The organism is Mesorhizobium sp. M7D.F.Ca.US.004.01.2.1 (assembly GCF_003997785.1).
In the GTDB taxonomy this organism is placed as follows: Bacteria; Pseudomonadota; Alphaproteobacteria; order Rhizobiales; family Rhizobiaceae; genus Mesorhizobium; species Mesorhizobium loti.
Genome location: NZ_RZRQ01000020.1, coordinates 16412 through 37675 on the forward strand (window position 1 = coordinate 16412; position 21264 = coordinate 37675).

At 63.7% G+C, this 21264-nt stretch carries 19 protein-coding genes; 10 read left to right on the plus strand and 9 right to left on the minus strand.

Features of this window, described 5'->3' with window-relative positions; genetic code table 11:
* Window positions 1–10: 10 nt before the first annotated feature.
* From EN993_RS05900 to EN993_RS05940, 9 genes are all read left to right on the plus strand, one after another.
* Window positions 11–667 carry a DUF2291 domain-containing protein gene (locus EN993_RS05900; RefSeq protein WP_126068150.1) on the plus strand — a complete coding sequence of 219 codons (657 nt, stop codon included), beginning with the start codon at window positions 11–13 and terminating at the stop codon, window positions 665–667.
* Window positions 664–2205, plus strand: a complete 1542-nt coding sequence (locus tag EN993_RS05905; RefSeq protein ID WP_127262637.1) for a sugar ABC transporter ATP-binding protein — start codon at window positions 664–666, stop codon at window positions 2203–2205. The genes EN993_RS05900 and EN993_RS05905 overlap by 4 nt, the downstream gene beginning before the upstream one ends.
* Before the next feature lie 26 nt (window positions 2206–2231).
* Window positions 2232–3365: an ABC transporter permease gene (locus EN993_RS05910; protein ID WP_127262638.1), complete on the plus strand. Its 1134-nt coding sequence runs from the start codon at window positions 2232–2234 to the stop codon at window positions 3363–3365.
* 32 nt (window positions 3366–3397) lie between these two features.
* Window positions 3398–4345, plus strand: a complete 948-nt coding sequence (locus EN993_RS05915; RefSeq protein ID WP_164548630.1) for a D-ribose ABC transporter substrate-binding protein — start codon at window positions 3398–3400, stop codon at window positions 4343–4345.
* A 103-nt stretch (window positions 4346–4448) separates the two neighbouring features.
* Entirely contained in the window at window positions 4449–6008 is a 1560-nt protein-coding gene (locus EN993_RS05920) for an FGGY-family carbohydrate kinase (protein WP_127262639.1), read from the plus strand.
* The gene (locus EN993_RS05925; protein WP_109661637.1) at window positions 6005–7522 is read left to right on the plus strand and encodes a glycerol-3-phosphate dehydrogenase; all 1518 of its coding nucleotides are present in this window, start codon (window positions 6005–6007) and stop codon (window positions 7520–7522) included. Before EN993_RS05920 ends, EN993_RS05925 begins: the two co-directional genes overlap by 4 nt.
* Window positions 7522–8460: a TIM barrel protein gene (locus tag EN993_RS05930; RefSeq protein ID WP_127262640.1), complete on the plus strand. Its 939-nt coding sequence runs from the start codon at window positions 7522–7524 to the stop codon at window positions 8458–8460. Before EN993_RS05925 ends, EN993_RS05930 begins: the two co-directional genes overlap by 1 nt.
* Before the next feature lie 65 nt (window positions 8461–8525).
* Entirely contained in the window at window positions 8526–9293 is a 768-nt protein-coding gene (locus EN993_RS05935; RefSeq protein WP_127262641.1) for a triose-phosphate isomerase, read from the plus strand.
* A gap of 28 nt (window positions 9294–9321) precedes the next feature.
* Window positions 9322–9759: an RpiB/LacA/LacB family sugar-phosphate isomerase gene (locus EN993_RS05940; RefSeq protein ID WP_127262642.1), complete on the plus strand. Its 438-nt coding sequence runs from the start codon at window positions 9322–9324 to the stop codon at window positions 9757–9759.
* Window positions 9760–9782: 23 nt separating this feature from the next.
* Here EN993_RS05940 and dhaL read toward each other — a convergent pair whose 3' ends face one another.
* The 4 genes from dhaL to oiaX all read right to left on the minus strand — a co-directional run bounded on the left by dhaL (window position 9783) and on the right by oiaX (window position 14164).
* Entirely contained in the window at window positions 9783–10424 is a 642-nt protein-coding gene (dhaL, locus tag EN993_RS05945; RefSeq protein WP_127262643.1) for a dihydroxyacetone kinase subunit DhaL, read from the minus strand.
* Between the two features lie 26 nt (window positions 10425–10450).
* Complete coding sequence (locus EN993_RS05950; RefSeq protein ID WP_206532347.1) at window positions 10451–11464, minus strand: dihydroxyacetone kinase subunit DhaK; 1014 nt, start codon at window positions 11462–11464, stop codon at window positions 10451–10453.
* Between the two features lie 110 nt (window positions 11465–11574).
* Window positions 11575–12909 (minus strand): four-carbon acid sugar kinase family protein, encoded by a 1335-nt coding sequence (locus tag EN993_RS05955; protein ID WP_127262645.1) that lies wholly within the window; start codon window positions 12907–12909, stop codon window positions 11575–11577.
* 4 nt (window positions 12910–12913) lie between these two features.
* Complete coding sequence (oiaX, locus tag EN993_RS05960) at window positions 12914–14164, minus strand: 3-oxo-isoapionate-4-phosphate decarboxylase OiaX (RefSeq protein ID WP_127262646.1); 1251 nt, start codon at window positions 14162–14164, stop codon at window positions 12914–12916.
* A 184-nt stretch (window positions 14165–14348) separates the two neighbouring features.
* Here oiaX and EN993_RS05965 point away from each other — a divergent pair, with 184 nt between their 5' ends.
* Entirely contained in the window at window positions 14349–15062 is a 714-nt protein-coding gene (locus tag EN993_RS05965) for a transcriptional regulator NanR (protein ID WP_109661653.1), read from the plus strand.
* A gap of 2 nt (window positions 15063–15064) precedes the next feature.
* Here the strand turns inward: EN993_RS05965 and EN993_RS05970 are convergent, their stop codons facing one another.
* The 5 genes from EN993_RS05970 to EN993_RS05990 are packed head-to-tail and all read right to left on the minus strand — an operon-like array spanning window position 15065 to window position 21188.
* A complete protein-coding gene (locus tag EN993_RS05970) occupies window positions 15065–16903 on the minus strand; it encodes a hypothetical protein (RefSeq protein ID WP_127262647.1) in 1839 nt (612 codons plus the stop codon).
* On the minus strand, window positions 16900–17934 hold the full coding sequence (locus EN993_RS05975) for a Gfo/Idh/MocA family oxidoreductase (RefSeq protein ID WP_127262648.1): 1035 nt from the start codon (window positions 17932–17934) through the stop codon (window positions 16900–16902). Before EN993_RS05975 ends, EN993_RS05970 begins: the two co-directional genes overlap by 4 nt.
* A gap of 2 nt (window positions 17935–17936) precedes the next feature.
* A complete protein-coding gene (locus EN993_RS05980; RefSeq protein ID WP_127262649.1) occupies window positions 17937–19001 on the minus strand; it encodes an ABC transporter permease in 1065 nt (354 codons plus the stop codon).
* Entirely contained in the window at window positions 18994–20547 is a 1554-nt protein-coding gene (locus EN993_RS05985; RefSeq protein WP_127262650.1) for a sugar ABC transporter ATP-binding protein, read from the minus strand. Before EN993_RS05985 ends, EN993_RS05980 begins: the two co-directional genes overlap by 8 nt.
* Complete coding sequence (locus EN993_RS05990) at window positions 20544–21188, minus strand: DUF2291 family protein (RefSeq protein WP_127262651.1); 645 nt, start codon at window positions 21186–21188, stop codon at window positions 20544–20546. The genes EN993_RS05985 and EN993_RS05990 overlap by 4 nt, the downstream gene beginning before the upstream one ends.
* Window positions 21189–21264: the final 76 nt, after the last annotated feature.

The following is a 21264-nucleotide window of genomic DNA, read 5'->3' on the forward strand; positions in this document are numbered from 1 at the left end:
CGGTTGCGTCATGAGCGCGAAGGCCGCCACCGCATCGACCAGGCCGGCCTCGCCCGGCTTGCGTCGGGCACTTGCCGGCGCCGCGGTTGTCGTCCTGCTCGGCGCCATGGCGCTCGACACCAAGGTGGTCAGGATCGGCTCCGCCGGCGACGTTCGCAGTGCCGTGTTTTCCGCCACTGACTACGGCAAGTCGGAATTTCCCAAGGTGCAGGCCGATGTCGAGGCACGCGCCGCCGACGCGGTGACGGTGGCGACGGCGATCGCCAAGGACAGAGCGACGGCGGAAAAGGAATACGGCGTGCCTGCGGGTGTCGGACCGGTCATCTCGGTCAAGTTCAGCGGAGTCGTCGGCGAAGGAAAATCGGGCATCTACAAGGTCGCCGTCGACGGCGTGCCGGATACGTTGATGATCCGCGTGCAGACCGGGCCGGCGATCAACGGAACGGAACTGCGCGACGCCACCGGCAAGATTACATTCGGCCAGTTCACCAACCAGATCGAATACCAGGATGCCGGTTCGGCGCTGAACAACGAGATGAAGAAGGAAGTCCTGGCAAAGCTCGACACTAACGCCTTGACCGGCAAGACCATATCGGTGGTCGGCGCGTTCAAGCTGGTCAACCCGAAGAGTTGGCTCGTCACTCCCGTGAGCTTGGAAGTCAAATGAAACCGGCTGCCGACACCGGATCTGTGAATGGCGACGCCGTGCTTTCGGCGCGCAACATCGTCATGTCGTATGGCGGCGTCCATGCGCTCAAGGGCGTCAATTTCGACATCCATCGCGGCAAGGTCACCACGCTGTTTGGAGAGAATGGCGCCGGCAAGTCGACGCTGATGAAGATCCTGTCCGGCGTGGTCACGCCGACATCCGGCGACATCGTGCTCGACGGCAACCTCGTCAGTTTTTCCTCATCCTCGGACGCGCGCGATCGCGGCATCTCGATCATCCACCAGGAACTCAGCCTGGCGCCGAACCTCAGCGTTCGCGACAACATCTTCATGGGCCGCGAACTGCGCACCAGGACCGGCCTCGACTTCGCCGAGGAGCAGCGCCAGGCGCGCGCGCTGATGGCTGATCTCGAAGAGGACATCGACCCGATGACCCTGGTCGAGGATTTGCGCCTGGGGCAACAGCAGATCGTCGAGATCGCCCGGGCGCTGTCGGTCGATTCCCGCATCCTGATCATGGACGAACCGACCTCGGCGCTCAGCGCGACAGAGGTGGAGGTGCTGTTCCAGGTGATCCGCGATTTGACCAGCCGCGGCGTCTCCATCGTCTACATTTCACATCACCTCGAAGAGGCGCTGCAGATCACCGACTACGCGGTTGTCCTGCGCGACGGCGCGATTACGGCAACGGCCGAAGCCAGGGACATCGACCTCGAGTGGATCGTGCGCAACATGGTCGGTGAGAACTTCGACCTCGGCTCACCGCCGACCGGTCATGAGTTCGGCGAGGTCGCCTTGTCGATCGAGGATGTCAGCGTCGTCGACACTTCGGGCTCAGGCTATTCCGTCGTCGACCACCTGTCGCTGGATGTCCGGGCAGGCGAGATCGTCTGCATCTATGGGCTGATGGGCGCCGGGCGCACGGAACTACTGGAAGCCGTCGCCGGACGGGTGCCGATGGCGGGCGGCCGCGCGCTTCTGGAAGGCGAGGACGTTTCGGGACTGAACATCGCCCAGCGCATCTCCAGAGGTCTTGTGCTCGTCCCCGAGGATCGCCAGCGCGACGGGCTGGTTCAAACGATGACCGTCGGCCGCAATCTCTCGCTTGCCAGCATCGAAGCGTTCGCCAAGGGGCTGTTTCTGTCCCGCTCCAGGGAGCGTGGGCTGGTCGAGGATTCGATCCGCAAGGTGACCATCAAGACCGCCGGCGGCAACGCCATGATCGGATCGCTGTCGGGCGGCAATCAGCAGAAGGTCGTCATCGGCAAGATGCTGACGACCAACCCAAAAGTTATCCTCCTCGACGAGCCGAGCCGCGGCATCGATGTCGGCGCCAAGGCCGAAGTCTTTCGCTTGCTGAGCGAACGCGCCGCGCAGGGCCTTGCGGTCGTCTTCTCGACCTCTGAGGTCAACGAGTGCCTCAGCATTGCCCACCGCATCGTCGTCATGCGGCGCGGCAGGATTTCAGCCGAATTCGGCGCCAACGCCACCAAAGAGCAGATCATGGCCGCCTCCGGCGAAGCCGTGGTCGCCTGATCACCAGAATTTCGGAGCCCAGACCCATGACCGACGTCAGCCAGGCCAGAAAACAGTCCAGTCCAAGCGCGGGCGGCGAAGGCTTCGACCTCGCCAAGCTGCTGCTCGAGGGTCGCGCTTTCTTTGCCCTGATCGTCATCATCGTCGTCTTTTCGATCCTGTCGCCCTACTACCTCTCGGTGGCGAATTTCCTGACCATGGCCTCGCATGTCGCCATCTTCGGAATCCTCGCCGTCGGCATGCTGCTCGTCATCCTCAATGGCGGCATTGATCTGTCGGTGGGGTCGACACTGGGCTTGGCCGGTGTCGTTGCCGGCTTCCTGATGCAAGGCGTGACGCTGAATTGGCTGGGCGTCGTCCTCTATCCGCCGGTCTGGGTGGTTGCGGTGCTGGCCTGCATGCTCGGCGCCGTCGTCGGGCTGATCAACGGCGTGCTGATCGCGCGCTTCAAGGTTCCGGCCTTCGTCGCCACGCTCGGCGTCATGTACATGGCGCGCGGCCTGGCGCTGCTTATGACCAGCGGTCTGACCTACAACAATCTCGGCGGCAAACCAGAGCTTGGAAACACCGGCTTCGATGCGCTTGGCTTCAACCGCCTGTTTGGCGTGCCGACCGGTGTCGTGGTTCTCGTGGTCATCGCGCTCATCGGCAGCATCGTCCTGAACCGCACCGCTTTCGGGCGCTGGCTCTACGCCTCGGGCGGCAATGAGCGCGCGGCCGAACTGTCCGGCGTCCCGGTCAAGACGGTGCAGATTTCCGTCTATGTGCTTTCAGGCATCTGTGCCGCCATTGCCGGCCTGATCCTGTCCTCGCAGCTGACGTCGGCGGGGCCGACCGCTGGCACCACCTACGAACTGACGGCCATCGCGGCCGTCGTCATCGGCGGCGCGGCGCTGACCGGCGGCCGCGGCAACATCCGCGGAACCCTGCTCGGGGCCTTCGTCATCGGCTTCCTGTCCGACGGTCTGGTGATCATCGGCATCTCATCCTACTGGCAGACAGTGTTCACCGGCGCCGTCATCGTGCTCGCCGTGCTGCTCAATGCCGTTCAGTATCGCCGCCGCAGCAAGCTCCCAAGCGCGACAGGTGGCCAACCGACTTCTCAGAAACGGGGGAAGGCCGAAGTGGCCAATCCTGCCCAAGGGAAGACTGCCAGGTGAACTGGCAGCAACACCGCGTAATCATTGGAGGAATGTACATGAGAACCATGCTGAAAAGTCTGCTTGCCGCCGCAATGGTCGTCGGGTTTACGGCCGCCGCGTCGGCCGCGGGCCTGATCTCGATCATCGTCAACGATCCGGCCAACCCTTACTGGCTGACCGAGGGCAACGTCGCCAAGGCCGAGGCCGAGAAACTTGGCTACACGGCCAATGTCGGCGCCCACAAGGGCGATACGAACACGGAAAGCAACCTGATCGACACCGCCATCACCAACAAGTCGGTGGCGATCATCCTCGATCCGGCCAACGCCGACGGCTCTGTCGGCGCGGTGAAGAAGGCGATTGCCGCCAACATCCCGGTATTCCTCGTCAATGCCGAGATCAACCAGGAAGGCCTCGCCAAGGGACAGCTCGTCTCCAACAACGCGCAGGGTGCTGCTCTCGGTGCCCAGCAGTGGGTGCAGGCTGTCGGTGAAAAGGGCAAATATGTCGAACTGCTCGGCGCCCCGTCGGACAACAATGCGGCCACGCGCTCGAACGGTTACGCGACTGTGCTGAGCCAGTATCCGGATCTCGAAAAGGCCGCTTCGCAGGTCGCCAACTGGGATCGCACCCAGGGCCACGACAAGATGCAGAGCATGCTGCAGGCCAATCCCGACATCATCGCCGTGATCAGCGGCAATGACGAAATGGCTCTCGGCGCGGTTGCGGCACTGAAGGAAGCCGGCAAGCTGGCTGGCATCAAGGTCGGCGGCTTCGACGGTTCCCCGGACGCGGTTGCGGCGATCAAGTCCGGCGAACTGCAGTACACCGTGCTTCAGCCGGTCGCCATCTTCTCGGCCAAGGCCGTGCAGCAGGCGGACTCGTTCATCAAGACGGGTGCCACCGGTGCGGCGACCGAGAAGCAGCTGTTCGATTGCCTTCTCATCACCAAGGACAATGTCGACAAGTACACCGCACCCTTCGTGCTGTCGGAATGAAAACCTGCACAGGGGGTGTCCTTGCGGACACTCCCTGCCTCTTCTACGAGATGACAAAGACTGGCCTCTTGAACTGCCTTCATAATCAACCGGAATTTGCGTCATGAAAGACCTGCTGATCGGCATCGACGCGGGAACGTCGGTGATCAAATCGGTCGCTTTCGATTTGTCCGGGCGGCAGCTCGCCATGACGTCGGTACCCAACAGCTTCGTCACGCTGGAAGGTGGCGGCGCCGAGCAGGACCTCGATCAGACATGGCGCGATATGGCGCAGACCGTTCGCGATCTCACGGCCAAGATCCCTAACCTCGCGCAACGAACCGCGGCGGTTGCCATCACCGGGCAGGGCGACGGAACCTGGCTGATCGACGGCGACGGCTCGCCTGTCTCGCGCGCCTGGCTATGGCTCGACGCTCGCGCCGGACATTTGGTGGACGAGATGCGCGCCGATCCCCGGGATCGCAGGCGGTTCGAGCTGACCGGCACGGGGCTAAATTCCTGTCAGCAGGGTGCCCAGCTTGCCTTCATGAAAAAGAACAATCCGGACCTGCTGGGGCGGGCGGCGACCGCCCTGCATTGCAAGGATTGGCTCTACTTCAAGATGACAGGCGAACGCGCCACGGATCCGTCCGAAGGAACCTTCACCTTCGGCGATTTTCGCTCGCGTACCTATTCCGACGAAGCCCTCGACATCCTGGATCTGACGACGCATCGCCGCCTGTTGCCTCCCATGCTCGAAGGCACCACCGACCATCATCCGCTGTCGCGATCGGCGGCGGCAGAGACTGGCCTGCTCGAAGGCACGCCGGTGGTGCTGGGTTACGTCGATATGGTCATGACGGCTCTCGGAGCCGGCCTCTATGATCCCTCAGGCAATGTCGGCTGCACCGTCATCGGCTCGACCGGCATACATACGCGCTTCGCCGCCACTCCCGACGATGTCGTGCTGAACGGCGATGGCTCCGGTTACACGATCGCCATGCCTGTTCCGGGCGGCTATGCGCAATTGCAGTCCAACATGGCGGCGACGCTCAACATCGACTGGCTGCTTGGCCTTGCGCGCGACGTGCTCGCCACGGCTGGCGGCAAACCTTCCCACGACGAGTTACTGAAAGCACTCGATGTCTGGGTGGAGGCATCGGAGCCGGGATCGCTGATTTACCAGCCCTACATATCGCTGGCCGGCGAAAGAGGACCGTTCGTCGACCCTAACGCACGCGCGGGTTTCATCGGCCTTTCGGTCAAGCATGGCTTTGGCGATCTGGCACGCGCTGTCCTCGAAGGGTTGGCCTTCGCCGCACGCGATTGCTACCAGGCGATGGGCGCCGTGCCGAGCGAGATTCGCCTGTCGGGCGGCGCCGCGCGCAGCCCGTCGCTACGCCGCATCATCGCGGCGGCGACCCGGGCGCAGGTGCGAACGAGCAGCCGTCAGGAAGCCGGCGCTGCAGGCGCCGCGATGATGGCCGCGGTCGGCCTCGGGGTCTATGGCTCCATGGAGGACTGCGCCGCCGAGTGGGTGACGCCGCTTCTCGGCGACTGCGATGCCTATGACGAGGCGCTGTCGCAAACCTACGATGCGCTCTTCCCTTCCTTCGTTTCGGCGCACCGGGCGCTTCGACCGGTGTGGAAGGGCATGGCGCACCGCACAGGAGCAAGATCTTGAGCAATACAACAGATGTCGTCGATCTCTTCGTGATCGGCGGCGGCGTCAATGGGGCCGGCATAGCGCGTGACGCGGCAGGGCGCGGGCTGTCGGTCATCCTGTGCGAAAAGGACGATCTCGCCCAAGGCACCAGCTCGCGCTCCGGCAAGCTGGTGCATGGCGGCCTGCGCTACCTCGAATATTATGAATTCCGGCTGGTTCGCGAAGCGCTGATCGAACGCGAGGTGCTGCTCGAGGCGGCGCCGCACATCATCTGGCCGATGCGCTTCGTTCTGCCGCACAGCCCGCAGGACAGGCCGGCATGGCTGGTCCGGCTCGGGCTGTTTCTCTACGACCACCTTGGCGGTCGCAAACGCTTGCCGGGGACAAGAACGCTTGATCTGAGGACGGCGCCGGAAGGCGCTCCCATCAAGGATGAATTCAGGCGCGGTTTCGAATACTCCGACTGCTGGGTCGACGATGCGCGCCTGGTGCTGCTCAACGCGCTGGACGCCAGGCAGCGCGGCGCAAGGGTACTCACGCGCACGGCTTGTGTCGCGGCGCGCCGCGAAGACGGACTGTGGTCGATCGACATGCAGGACGGCCGCACGGGCGCCGTCACGAAAGTCCGCGCGCGGGCGCTGATCAACGCGGCAGGCCCTTGGGTCAACGACATTGTCAGCCGCGTCGCCGGGCAGAATTCCACCCGCAATGTTCGTCTGGTGAAAGGCAGCCATATCGTCGTGCCCAAATTCTGGGAGGGGCGGCAGGCCTATCTCATTCAGAACAACGACAAGCGGGTGATCTTCGTCAATCCCTATGAGAACGATCTGGCGCTGATCGGTACGACCGATATTCCCTATGAAGGCAGGCCCGAAGAAGTGGCCGCCGAGGCAAGCGAAGTCGACTATCTGATCAAGGTGGTCAATCGCTATTTCAAGCGACAGATGACACCACGGGACGTGGTCTACAGTTTCTCCGGCGTGCGTCCGCTCTATGACGACAATGCCGACAATCCAAGCGCGGTGACGCGCGACTATATTTTCGAACTCGACGCCTCCAATGGCAACGCACCGCTGCTTTCGGTATTCGGCGGCAAGATCACCACCTTCCGCAAGCTGTCCGAACATGCGCTGGAAAAGATCCAGCCGTTCTTTCCGACGATGAAGAAAGCCTGGACGGCCAAAATTCCCTTGCCGGGAGGCGACCTTCCCAATGCGGACTTCGAGCAGTTCCTGAGCGACTTGCATGCCGAGTTTTCGTGGCTCAGCCCCTCGCTGGTGAAGCACTACGCCCGAAGCTACGGCACCCGCGCCAGAAAATTGCTCGCCGGCGCGCATGGCGAAGCGGACCTCGGCCGCCGCTTCGGGCCCGATCTGTATGAACGGGAGGCAAGGTTCCTGGCCGAGACCGAATGGGCCGGCACATCAGCCGATATCCTGGAACGCCGCACCAAACATGGCCTGCATATCGATGCAGCCGAGCGGAAAGCATTCGAAGACTGGTTCGGTAACATAATGGCGGCGGCAGACTGATGGCCTTCACGCTTTCCCTCAACACCAATCCACTGGTCAACCGCTTCGCCGATCCAGACGATTTGATCGACGCGATCGCCTACGGCATCGGCATCCGCGACGTGCAGCTGACGCATGAATTCGTCAATCCGGGCTGGCCGGCGGCGACGATTGTCAAATTCCTGCGCCTGTTCAACAGCGCGCTTTCGCGGACCGGTGTCAGGATCACTTCCGGCATGACCGGACCCTATGGCCGGCTCAACCATTTCGGCCACCCGGATGCGGATGTCCGGCGCTATTATGTCGACTGGTTCAAGACCTTCGCCGATATTTCCGCCGAGCTCGGCGCGTCAGGCATGGGCACGCAGTTCGCGATCTTCACCTATAAGGACTTTGACGATCCGCAACGGCGGGCGGCACTGCTCGACATCGCGCTCGAATGCTGGCGCGAAGTGGCCGAGCACGCCAAGGCAGCCGGTCTGACATACCTGTTCTGGGAGCCGATGTCGGTCGGCCGTGAGTTCGGCCACACGATCGAAAGCTGCGTCACGCTGCAAGGCGCCATCGACGCGGCGAAGCTGCCCATACCGATGAAGACGATGGTGGATATCGACCATGGCGACGTGACCTCGGCCGATCCCGCCGACACCGATCCCTATGCCTGGGCGAAGGCGTTTCCATTGCAATCGCCGATCATCCACATCAAACAGTCTTCCATGAACAAGGGCGGGCACTGGCCGTTCACGGCCGCCTACAACAAGGACGGCCGCATACTTCCGCAGAAGCTGCTGGATGCGGTTCGGCAAGGCGGCGGAACCGACAATGAAATTTGCCTTGAACTTTCCTTCAGGGAGAGGGAACCAGTCGATCATCAGGTTATCGAGATGATCCGCGAGTCGGTGGATTTCTGGGCGCCTTACGTCGACAGTGGTCGCGACAGTCTCAAGCCTCGGGCCTGAGCGAACACGTCGCCCGAAAGCCGGCGCCGATGTCGGCCCGCAAAAAGTATCGAAGGAGAAGAAGAATGGCCCCATATTGGGTCGGCACGAGCTGGAAGATGAACAAGACGCTGGCGGAGGCGCTGCAGTTCGCCGATGCGCTGGCGACCTTCGTGCCGGGTTTCGATCAGGCGATACAGCCTTTCGTCATCCCGCCCTTCACCGCCGTGCGCCAGGTCAAGGGGGCGCTGGCCAACACCCGCGTAAAGGTCGGCGCCCAGAACATGCATTGGACCGACGCCGGCGCCTGGACGGGCGAGGTTTCACCAGTGATGTTGAAAGACTGCGGGCTGGATGTGATCGAACTCGGCCATAGCGAGCGCCGCGAGCATTTCGGTGAGACGGATGCGACTGTCGGGCTGAAGACGGCGGCCGCAGTCAGGCACGGTTTCGTGCCGCTGATCTGCGTCGGCGAGACGCTGGCTGAGCGTGAATCCGGCCGCGCCGATGCGGTGTTGACGGCACAGGTTCTCGGCGCGCTGCAAGAGCTGAGCGGCGATCAACTGAAGGCAGAAATCCTCTTTGCCTACGAGCCGGTCTGGGCGATTGGCGAGAAGGGCATCCCGGCCAGCGCCGACTATGCCGACAAGCAGCAGGCGCTGATCAAGCAGGTTGCCGCCGACCGGCTGCCGGTTGCCCCGCCTGTGCTTTACGGCGGCAGCGTCAATCCCCGCAATGCGGCAGAGCTGATCGGCCAGCCGCATATCGACGGCCTGTTCATCGGCCGCTCGGCGTGGCAAGCGGAAGGCTATATCGACATTCTGAAAAAGGCGTCGGCCGCCATCGCGCGCTGACCGTTACGAAGCAAAGGAGTTTATCGTCATGAAGATCGCACTCGGAGCCGACAGCGCCGGCAAGCCGCTGCTCGACGTTATCGCCAAGCATCTCGCCACAAAGCCCGATTTGCAGGTCGTCGACCTGAGCCAGGCCGGATTCTACGCCGATATCGCCGCCAAGGTGGGTCACGAAATTCTGGACGGCAACTACGACCGGGCCATCCTGTTTTGCGGCACCGGCATCGGCGTCAGCATCTCCGCCAATAAGGTGCCGGGCATTCGTGCTGCATTGACCCACGATACCTATTCGGCTGAGCGCGCCGCTAAGTCCAACAACGCCCAGATCATCACCATGGGCGCCCGCGTCATCGGTCCCGAACTGGCGAAGTCGATCGCCGACGCGTGGCTGGCCTCGGAGTTCGATCCGAACGGCCCGTCTGCCGCAAACGTGCAGGCCGTCGACAAGCTCGACGCCAAGCGCTGAAAGACGCGGCGGTCCGCTGCTGATCAGTCGGTCAAGGTGACCCGTATCGCCTCGATCACGGTCACGGCCGAAGCGGCGCCCGGGTCCATATGGCCAAGCGAGCGTTCGCCGAGGCGGGAGGCCCGGCCCTTGGTGGCGACCATCGCCTTGGTCGCTTCCGCGCCTGCTTTTGCCGCCTGCGCCGCAGCCTCGAGACTGCCCGCAAGACTCTTGCCGGAGGCCAGCGCTTTGCCCGCCGCTTGCGCTGCCGGCGCCCATGCATCGATCATGGTTTTCTCGCCTGGCTCGGCCTTGCCGCGATCCTGAATGCCCTTCGCCATGGCCTGGAACAGGGCGACCACGTCCGCGTCATCAAGCGTTGTCTTGCCCTTGACGGCTGCCGCGCCGCGCATGAAAGCAGTGGCATAGAGCGGACCCGAGGAGGCGCCGACGGCATTCAGGAACGACTTTGCCGCCGTGTTGAGCAAAGTGGTCGGATCGGTCGCTCCGGTGTCCAGTGCGGCAACCGCATCGCGCGCCGCGGAAAATCCAAGCTCCATCGCAATGCCGTGGTCGGCATCGCCGATAACCCCGTCAAGCGCGCACAGCCGGTCTCTGTCGGCTGACATGGCGGTTGCGATCGTTGCGAACATCGCAACAAGGCGGGCGGTGTCGATTGTCGTCATATCTTTGTCCTTGACGAGGAGCAGGTTCAGCCGGCGCGAAACATGGCGCAGTCGCAAGGGTGGTCCAGCATCGTCTGCAACTCGCCGTCCAGCCGATGCAGCGTGATCGAAGCCCCAGCCATTTCCAGCGAGGTGCAGTAGTTGCCGACCCAGCTTGCGTGAATGGACACACCGATCTCATCGAGCCTCTGCTTCACACGCCGGTTCATGATGTAGAGTTCCATCAGCGGCGTCGAGCCGAGCGAGTTGACGAGCACCGCGACCTTGTCGCCGCGCGTCGGCGCCATCTCGCTGAGGATCCTGTCCAGCATATCGTCGGTGATCTCGTCGGCTGTTTTCAACTTTTCGCGCGCGATGCCGGGCTCGCCGTGGATACCCATGCCGATCTCCATCTCGTCCGGGCCGATCTCGAAATTCGGCCGGCGGGTCTGTGGCAGCGAGCAAGGCGACAGCGCCACGCCCATGGTGAAAGTGTGGTCGTTGGCCTTGCCGGCGATGCGCTCGCATTCGTCGAAGGACAGCATCTTGTCGCAGGCGGCGCCTGCCGCCTTGAAGATGAAGAAATTGCCGGCGACGCCGCGCCTTTTGTGCCGCTGGTCACGTGGTGCCGAGGCGACGTCGTCGGTGCTCAGCACCGTGCGCACCTCGATGTCGTCCATGGCAGCCATCTCGGCGGCCATGTCGAAATTCATCACGTCGCCGGCATAGTTGCCGTACATGAACAGCACGCCGGCGCCGCCGCTGACTGCCTTGGCGCATTCGAGGATCGGATCAGGCGGCGGCGAGGCGAAGACATTGCCGATGGCCGCCGCGTCGGCCAGCCCCTTGCCGACGAAGCCGAGAAAGCTCGGCTCATGACCCGAGCCGCCGCCAATGACGAGGCCCACCTTGCCCTGGCGCGGTCCGTCGCGGGCGATGATGGAGCGTGGACTGCCGTCCACGCTTTTGAGATGGCGGGGATGCGCGGCGAGAATGCCTTCCAGCATCTCGTCGACGGCTCGGTTGCCGTCGTTGATGATCTTCTTGGTCTGCACCCGCATCCTCCCGATTTCGGCATTTTCGCAGATACTACCGGGTGTTACCGGGATTTCCACCCGGCAAGGAGCATTTCGTGCCTAGAGGCCGGCACCTGGACGCAGCGTCGGCCGTTTCAATCGCCGAGGCCGTCGCGAATGGCTGAGAAATAGCGATCGGTTCCGACCTGGCCGCCCTTGAGCGCAACCTCCAGTCCGTCGATCGCCTTGACGCGTGAATGGGCAACGCAAAGCGGGGACCCCGGCGAAGCGGGCAGCGGCATGCGAATTGTCAGGGCATCGACACCCATCCCGCCGAGTGCGTGGCTCGACGTGTCGCCGCCGGCAATGACCACGCGCCGCAGGCTCTGTTCGATCGTCAGGCTGCGAAGGATTTCTCCGAGGCCGCGGCCAAGCTCGTGGCGGGCGCCTTCTTGTCGGTCGATTTCGGCGCCCCTGTCGGCAGTGGGGCCAAGCGCGGTGTAGAGGATGACGCTGCGCCCGGCTTGCAGACTGGCACGGCCGCTTGCCGTTGCGCGTGCGATCGCCTTCTCCGACGCCTGCGAAACCAGCTCGACAGGGTCAACCTCGATGCCGTCGAAGCCGTCGGTCAGGGCATGCCGGATCTGCCGTTCGGTGGTCGGCGAGCAGCTGCCCGACACGACGGCTATCCGCTCGGCTGTGCCCGGCGGCGTGAAGCCTTGCCCCGCGCTGACGATACCATTCGACGCCCATTCGGCCAGCAACGCATACTCGACCCCGGACGAGCCGACGACAAAAGAACCGCCCGGCTTGCGAACGCGCCACAGCTCCTTGCCGGCCAGGGCCTGCGTTTCCAGATTGTCGACATCGACAAGCACGATGGCGGTGCCGTTTCCGGTCAGGCGGTCGAAGGCCACCGACCGCGACGCGGACTGCAGCGTTGCGAGGTCGACCAGCCCGGAGCTCAGCGCCGTCTGCCGCGACAGATGGATCAGCAGATCGGATTCATCCATCGGCGTCGTCGGATGGCGGCTCATCACCGGGTGACGGTCGATGCGGAAATATTGGTCGCGATAGGCGGCGAACAGATGGCCGAAGGCGGTGTAGCGCTTGAGCTGTGGCGCACCGACCAGCAGCGGCACGCTGTCCTGCGCGAACACCGCGCGGCCGATCTCGATCGCTCGGCCGATGCTGCCGATCGTCGGGCTGGAATCGAAAGTCGAGCAGACCTTGTAGTGGCAGATCGCGGCTTTCAGCGTCTTCAGCCAGGCGAAGGCTTCGCGCAGATGCGTGTCCATCCACTGCGGCGTCTCGCTGCGGCTGGTGCCGGCCAGTCCGATCACCTGGCAATGCGCGAATCGCGACAGCAAGGCCGCGTCCGGCTGGCGCATGAACAGCACGGTCGGCACGCCGCCGAGTTCTAGCGCCTCCATGACATCGGTCGAGCCGGTCAGATCGTCGCCATAATAGCTGAGAAGCAGGTCCTGCATGGCCTCAGGCTGCCTTGCCGTCGCCGAATTTTTCGATCGACCGTGCCAGTTCGGGATGGCTCAAGGCGAAGTCCGCCAGCGGAATGCCGTCGACGGCTGCTTGCCAGGCCTGCTGCACGGCACGCACGCCGGCGCCCGGTCCGTCGGGGTGGCTGACGATGCCGCCGCCGCAGAGATAGAGAAGATCGACCGTGCGTCCGGTCCGCGCATATGTCTCGGGCGCCTGGCCGCCCCACTGGCCGGAGCCCGCCACCGGTAAGGCGCAGTCCTCGGGCGAGAAGATCGGTGTCGTCACTGCCTTGAACGACTCGACGAAAGAGTCATCCGGCTCCCAGTATTTTGAGGCGATGCCGTTGATCTGGAACTGGTCGACACCGAGCAGCCGCCAGAATTGTTGCCAGACCTTGAAGTCCATGCCGAGGCCCGGATGGCGAGTGAGGATGTCCCAGCCGTTGCGATGGGCGTGTAGCACCAGCCTGGAGCGTTTTCTCAGGAACGTCATGCCGCCAAAACCGATCGAATTGATGTTCACCACCGCGCAGTTGCCGCCGGCCTTCGCCACCAGATCGTGGTTGCGCATCATCTCGTCCGGGTCGGCATGCGAGATGCCGAAGGCATACATCACCTTCTTGCCGGTCTTCTGCTCATGATCGAGGATGAGCGGCATGATCGCCTTCACCCGTTCCGACAGGGGCGAGTAGGCGGGGCTCATCAGCTTTTCATCATCCTTGATGAAATCGACGCCGGCGGCGATCAGTTCCGCCACCATTGCCGCCGTCTCGTGCGGCCGCAGCCCGAGCGCCGGCTTGACGATCGTGCCGATGATCGCGCGGCCCGTCACACCGGTCAGCCGGCGGCTGCCGGCGACACCGAACTGTGGGCCGGGATGCGCGCCGCGAAAATCCTCCGGCAGCTTCATGTCGACGACGCGAATGCCGGTGAGGCCCTTGATCGAATAGGTGCCGCCAATGGCGATCGTCATCAGCGCTGAAAGGTCGGTGCCGATGGCATCGAACGGAAAGGCGATGTCGACGTCGGCGCGTTTGAACGGCCCGCTACCGTCATCGGGAAGCGACGGCCGCTCGGCATTGGGCAAGTGCCGGATCGCCAGCACGCGCGCCGCCACCCGGGCCTTCAGCTCCTCGGTCTCGCCGGGCAGCGCGACGAAGGTGCCGGTCGACTGGTCGCTGGCGATCTTGGCCGCCAGCGCTTCGATGCTTCCAGGCGTTTCGATGCGATAGGTGAGGGTGATCATGGTCTGCTGTCTCAGGCCGAGGCGTTCGAAAAAGGTTCACGGTGTTTTAAATCTGGTATAATGAGTACATAAGTATTGCAAGGCATATCCGGCTGGAAGTTTTAGGCAGGTCGTCAGATGGCAATTTCCAGGAAATGTGGCGGCAGTGTTAGATAGGGCCGGGTCAAGGGAGTGATTCGCGACGATGAACCGTTCGGAACCGATTGTCCGGCGCAAGCTTTCCGACGAGGTCTTCTTGCGACTGAAGCGCCTGATCACCAGCGGCGAGCTGATGCCGGGCGACGACATGCCGTCGGAGCGTGAGTTGATGGAGCGCTTCGAGGTCGGCCGACCGGCGATCCGCGAGGCGATGCAGGCGCTGAGCAATATGGGCCTTGTCGCGATCTCGCATGGCGAACGCGCCAAGGTGCTGCAGCTCACGGCAAAGTCGATCATCAAGCAGGTCGATGGCGCCGCCAAGATCATCCTGTCGTCATCGAAAGACACGCTGGAGCACCTGAAGACCGCGCGCATCTTCTTCGAGCGCGGCATGGTCAGGGAAGCCGCCGAAAAGGCCACCGCCGAGGATGTGCAGCGGCTGCGGGCCACCGTTGCAGAACAGCGCGGCTTTCGTGGCAACTCCGAAGCCTTCATCTCCGCCGACATGAAGTTCCATACCCAGATCGCCGCGATCTCCGGCAACCCGATCTATGTCGCCGTCAGCGAGGCGATGTTGGGCTGGCTGAAGGAGTATCACACCGAAATGCTGATCTGGACCGGCAAGGAACAGTTCACGCTGACCGAGCATGAAGAGATCATCGGCCGCATCGAGAAGATGGATGCGGACGGCGCCGAAAAGGCGATGATCAAGCACCTCGAGCGCTCGCGCGCGCTCTATGTGATGAACTCCGAAAAGTAATTTCAGCCGAGCCGGGTGATCGCATAAGGCGTCATCACGAGATGGTCTGGGCCAAGCGTTGAAATGTCTACCTGCACGTCGTCAGCCGTCAGGTTCGCCAGCCACACGACCGTCTTGCCCGAGGCCGAGCGTCCGGCCAGCGCCAGCACTCTGGTCTCATCGCTCGTCCTTGCCGGCAAATGCGCAAGGCCGGCCAGTTCGCAAAGCCCCTTGATAGCCCTGAAGAGCGGCCGGGGTGATCGTTCCGCGACGGGTTCTCCGGATGACGCCAGCACGCCGAACGGTCCGGTGAAGCTGGAGAGCGTCAGCATCTCCAGTCCAGCAGGCGCGACACGTGCGGCATAGCCGATCGTCCACGCCGCGGCGAACAGGCCGGTATGGCGAGGATCGCTGTCGGCCATGGCGATGCGCTGTCTTCCGGGATTGGGCTTGGTCGCGCCGCCATAGGGGTTCTGCCGCATGGCGATGGTCGATGGTCCGATCCGGTATGGCTTCGCCCCGAAGATCGCCCGTGCGGATTGGGTGATGAAAGGCAGCGCCTCCAGCGACTGCATGATGCTGAGATCGTCGGCGGCATGCACGATCGGACAGGTGCAATGGGTGACGAAATCGAGCCGGTCTGCCGGCACGCGCTTGCGGTTGAGTTCGGTGAAATAGCTGAACATGCCGCCACCGAGGCGGATGTCGGGGAAGGCGCGCCGCGCCGCCGCATAAACGTCGTCGAGCGGCGGACAGTCCGGCCACGCGCTGCCCGGCGGCGTCGACTGCCGGTCGACCGAGGGCGACACGGCAATAGCCGAGAGTTTCAGCCCGGCCTCGCGTACGAGCCCGGCGACGCCTGACAATTCGGCGTCAAGATCGCCAGCGCAGGTAACAACGCATTCGAGGGACGTTTCAGCTGGGTAGGCATTTGCGAGCCGGGCGAAAGCGCGCAAAGCATCGAGCCCGTGGCCGCGCGTCGGATCGTAGTGAAACAGCAGTTGTTGTGGGCCGAGTGTCGACAACGTGGAAAGGTTCGCCAGTGCCGTCTCGACATCCTCGGGATAGATGACCACGCCGACATCGGGCAGCCGTGGTCCGGCCTCGCCGAGCTCGACGCGGACCGCTTCGCTGGCCACGGCGGCAGCCAGTGCTTTGCCTTCACCTGCGATGCGCAGGCTGATCGTTTGGCGCAGGGGCAGGCCGGCCGGCAGCGCATAGGGCCATGGCAGCGCCAGCGGCCGCACATAGGTCTTGTAGGAGGCGTCCGACCAGTTGCGCTGGTCCTCCATTTCGAAAGTATCGCCTTCCATCCGGCATTCAGCGGTGACACCAGGTCGAACCTGATGCGTGATGGCGCGGATATCCTTGAAAGGCTGCCAGGGGTCGATCAGTTCGGGAAGCTTTGTTGCCACCACGTTGCCGTCTGTATGCTCGACCGTGACCAGGCTGCCGGCGAGGTTGGCGATCGGGTGCAGGATGCAGAAGCCGCAGCGGTTGGTTTCGAAATCGCTTTCGGGGAGGGCGCTGACGTCGAAGACCAGACGGCCGTCGGCGGAGCCTTTGATGGTGGCGCGGAAGCCGAGCCGGCTTCCATCGAGGGCCACACAGCTTGCCGAATAGCTGACTGAAAAAGCGTTGGCACCCTGGTCGATGATAAGGTCCGTCAACGCCGGCTCATAAGTGCCCCAGTCGCGGTCGCGGACGATATAGGCGATGGCGCGCAGCACTTCGGTGCCGCCATGGCGGATGGTGCGCAGATTGCCGTTGACGAAGTCGGCGCTGAGCGCGCCGGCGCGCAGCCTGACCGGCTCGGCCTCGACCGTACGCGTGCCGTAGAGGAGGAAGGCGTCGGCCGTCATGTCAGCAAGGCGTCGAGTTGCACCGGCTCGCGGCTCGCAGCACCGGCATAGGCGGCCTCGACCAGCGCGAACGTTTTGAGGTTGTCGGCGCCTGAGGTCGCCGGTTCGATGCCTTTTGCCAGGCAGTCTACCCAGTGCTGCTGGATGGCGACGACGCTTTCCTGGATGTTGTGCCATGGCCGCGACGCCCAAGGCAGTAGCGGCGGCGAGACGTCGGTAACGGCCGTGCCGTTCTTGCCAGTGACGGTCAGCCGGTATCCCTGCGCCAGCCGGATCGTGCCGTCGCTGCCGTCGATCTCGATCAGCGTCTCGGGAAACGGCTCCGTGGCGAGCTTCGTCGCGTAACTGCAGTCGACCACCGAGGTGGCACCGCTGTTGTGATCCATCAGCATCGTCGCGACGTCCTCGCCCGCGATACCGGGATTTACGCGGGCGGTTCGCGTTGTGATGGTCGAGACGTCGCCGAGCAGGAAGCGGGCGATGTCGAGGCTATGGATGCCGAGGTCCTCGATGATGAAGCGCTTTCCCGTCGCCAGATAGGGCTGGCCGGAAAACACGTCATAGGCGGAGCGGAAGGAGATGCGCCCGAAGAAAGGCGTGCCGATCTCGCCGCTGTCGAGCACGGCGCGCACCGCCTGGATCGGCGACTGCCAGCGAAAATTCTCATGCACCATCAGCGGCACGCCGGCCTGCGCGCATGCCCTGACCATCGCCTTGGCGTCGGCAAGCGTCGGCGCGAACGGCTTTTGGCAGATCACCGGAACGCGATGGGTGGCCGCCATTTCAACAAGCGGGCGATGGCTCGGCGCGGTGGTGGCGATATCGACGAAGTCGAGGCTTTCGCCGGCAAAAAGTTCCGCCGCATCGGTATAGCGCTTCGCAATGCCGAACTGGTCGCCGACGATCTTGAGCCGTTCCGGATCACGGTCGCAGATGACGGCGATCGCGGCGCCCGCTATGTCGCGCCAGGCATGCATCTGGTTGACGGCAAAGAAGCCGCAGCCGATCAGTGCTCCCCGCAACTCCGCCATGCTCAGCCCGCCTTTGCCATCTGCATCAGCGTGACCCGGCTCTGCAGCCGGCGCTGTGCCTGGTCGACGACGACGGCGACGATGATGACGAGGCCCTTGATCACCATCTGCCAGAACGAACTCACACCCATCATCACCAATCCGTCCGAAAGAATGCCGATGACGAAGGCGCCGACGATGGTGCCGCCGATCGTGCCGCGGCCGCCCGACATCGAGGTGCCGCCGAGCACCGCCGCCGCAATCGCGTTCAGCTCGAAACTCTCGCCCGTTGCCGGATGCGAGGCCATCAGCTCGGACGAGATGATCAGGCCGACGATCGCCGCGCAGAAACCGGAGAACATATAGACGAACATCTTCACCATGTTGACACGGACGCCCGAAATCCGCGACGCCCGTTCATTGCCGCCGACGGCGAAGATGTGGCGGCCGAGGGGCGTGTACTTGGCCAGATAGGCGGCCCCCAGCGCAACGACGATCAGGATCCAGATCGCCACCGGCAGGCCAAGCAGCCGGCCGGCGCCGAGGAAGCCGAAACCGGTGGTGCCCAGTTCCGGCTTGCCGACGAGGTTGGGGAAGGTGCGGCCATCCGACGACAGCAGCGCCAGGCCACGCGCGACATAGAGCACGCCGAGCGTGGCGATGAACGGCGCGACGTTCAGCCTGGTGATCAGCAATCCGTTGACGGCGCCGATCAATATGCCGACGGCAAGCGTGATCAGCGCGATCTCGAAGACGTTGAAATAGATCGTGTAGCCGACCTGCAGGTCGATGCCGTTGAGCACGAGATAGCCGGCGACCATGCCGCACAGGCCGACGATCGAACCGACCGAAAGGTCGATGCCGCCGGTGATGATGACGAAGGTCATGCCCATCGCCAGGAACGCGTTCAACGCCACGTGTTTCGACATCAGGATCAGATTGGCGGTCGACAAGAAATTCGGCGCCGCGATCGAGAAGAAGATCAGCACGGCGATCAGCGCGATGAAGGTCCTGAGCTTCATCAGCGTCAACAGCATGGAGCCGCTGGAAGCGGAGGGAGCGGCCGCCTTGGCTGGGATGTCAGTCATGGGCGGTGCTCTCCATCTGTCGAACCGGTCCGTGGCCAAGCGCCGAGGCAGCCACGAGTGCCGCCTCCGTCGCCTCGGCGCGGTCGAACATGCCGGTCAGTTTTCCGTTGCTCATCACCGCGATGCGGTCGGACAGCGCCATCACCTCATCGAGATCCGAGGTGGCGAACAAAATCCCCAATCCGTCGCGGGACAATTTACGCATGGTGCGGAAGACATCGGCCTTGGCGCCGACATCGATGCCTCGGCTGGGCTCGTCCATCAACAGCACCTTGGGTTCGGTGAGCAGCGCCTTGCCGATCACCACCTTCTGCTGGTTGCCGCCCGACAGCGAAGACACTTCCTGCGCCGGGTCGGCGACCTTGATCGCCAGTTCCCGCACCATGGTTGTCACCGCCTGCCTCTCGTCGGCGCCACGGATATGGAACAGGCGGGCAAATCGCGACAGGCTGGCCAGCGTCAGGTTGCTGGCGACCGAGAGGATCGACACCAGCCCTTCGCGCTGGCGGTCTTCGGGGATCAGCGCCAGCCCGCGCCGGATGCGCCGCGTCGTGTCGCGCTCCTTGACCTGTTTGCCACCAATGAAGATCTCGCCCGTGGAATGGCCGTGGCGGCCCATGATGCAGTCGAACAATTCGCTGCGCCCGGCGCCCATCAGGCCGTATATGCCGAGGATCTCGCCGGCACGCAGCGACAGCGAGACGTGGTCGACGGCAAGCCCGCCGGTAGCGCGCGGCAGACAGATGTCCTCGGCACGGAAGATCTCTTCGCCCGGAAGATGGCCGTCGGCCTTGGCGAAATCCTTGGCATCGGAGCCGATCATCTGGCGAACGATCCACTGCGTGTCGACGTTTTTCATCTCTTCCTGGCCGGTGATGCGGCCGTCGCGCAGCACGGTAATGTAGTCGCCGATGCGGATCAGCTCTTCCAGCCGGTGCGAGATGTAGACAATGGCCACGCCGCGCGCCTTGAGGTCGGCGATCACCTTGAACAGGATCTCGACTTCCGCCGCGCTCAGCGCCGAGGTCGGCTCGTCCATGATCAGGATGCGCGCGTCGAGCGAAACCGCCTTGGCGATCTCGACCAGCTGCTGCTGGCCGATGCGCAGATCCTCGACCAGCATGTCGGGCCGTATGCCGGCCTGCAGGCGTTCCAGAAATTCAGCCGCGCGGTTTTCCTGTTCCTCGCGGTCGATCTTGCCGAAGCGGTTGGTGATCTCCCGGGTGGCGAAGATGTTCTCGGCGACGCTCATATTGCCGAACAGGTTCAACTCCTGGAACACCATGCCGATGCCGCGGTTCACCGCATCGCCGGACGACGAAAAGGAAACCTCTTCGCCCTCCAGCAGAATGCGGCCGGCTGTCGGTCGTTCGACACCGGCGATGATCTTCATCAGCGTCGATTTGCCGGCGCCGTTTTCGCCGACCAGCACGTTAACCGCGCCCTTGCGCACCTCGAAATTGGCGCGCTTGACCGCAACGGTGCCGGAATAGACCTTGGAGACGTCCTCCAGCTTCAGGATGATGTCGCGCTCTGCGGCGCTCATGGCTTCGGCCCGATCTCTGCCTCCGCTGGCGTCACCAGCGGCAGGTCCTGGCCGCTGCCCAGCGTATAGGCGCCCAGCACCTTGGCGCTGCGGCCCTCCAGCGCCTCGCGCGGCAGCTTGGACAGCACCGTCTTGTCGGCGTAGCTGTTGAACGCCTTGCCGAACTGGGCGAAGTCGATCTGGTTGGTGAAATCGTTGAATTGGATGAAGTCCAGGCTGTCGCGCAGCGCGGTACCGCGCACCGCCGGTCCGATCTGCACCCGCGCATCGGCCTTGCCGTCGCCGTCGACATCGACATCGACCGTCGCCGCGCGCGACTGTGTGTTCGCCGCCACGATCCTGCCTTCCAGGCGAACCGCGAAAGTCCATGGCGAGTTCGCCTGCTTGTTCGGATTGCCGTATTTGGCGCCGGCAGCGGCCGCATCGGTTGTCGCCAGGGTGTGAACCTGCGCAAACGGCCCGGCTTTCTCTTGGAGATAAGGCACGACCTTTGCCGCCCAGATCTCCTCGACTATCTTGTCGGGATTGAAGGCGGGAGCGTTGCCGCCATCTCCCGATTTCGTCGGCAGGATCTTGCAGGCGGTCAGGCTGATGCCGACCATCACGGCAAGGATCGGCCAGTTCGGCTTGGTGTTCAGCATGGCGGCCTGTCGTTCAGCATCGTAGGCGGTCCACGGAAAATGGCGGCGAGGGGCGACTCTGGGTTCGCCCCTCGCT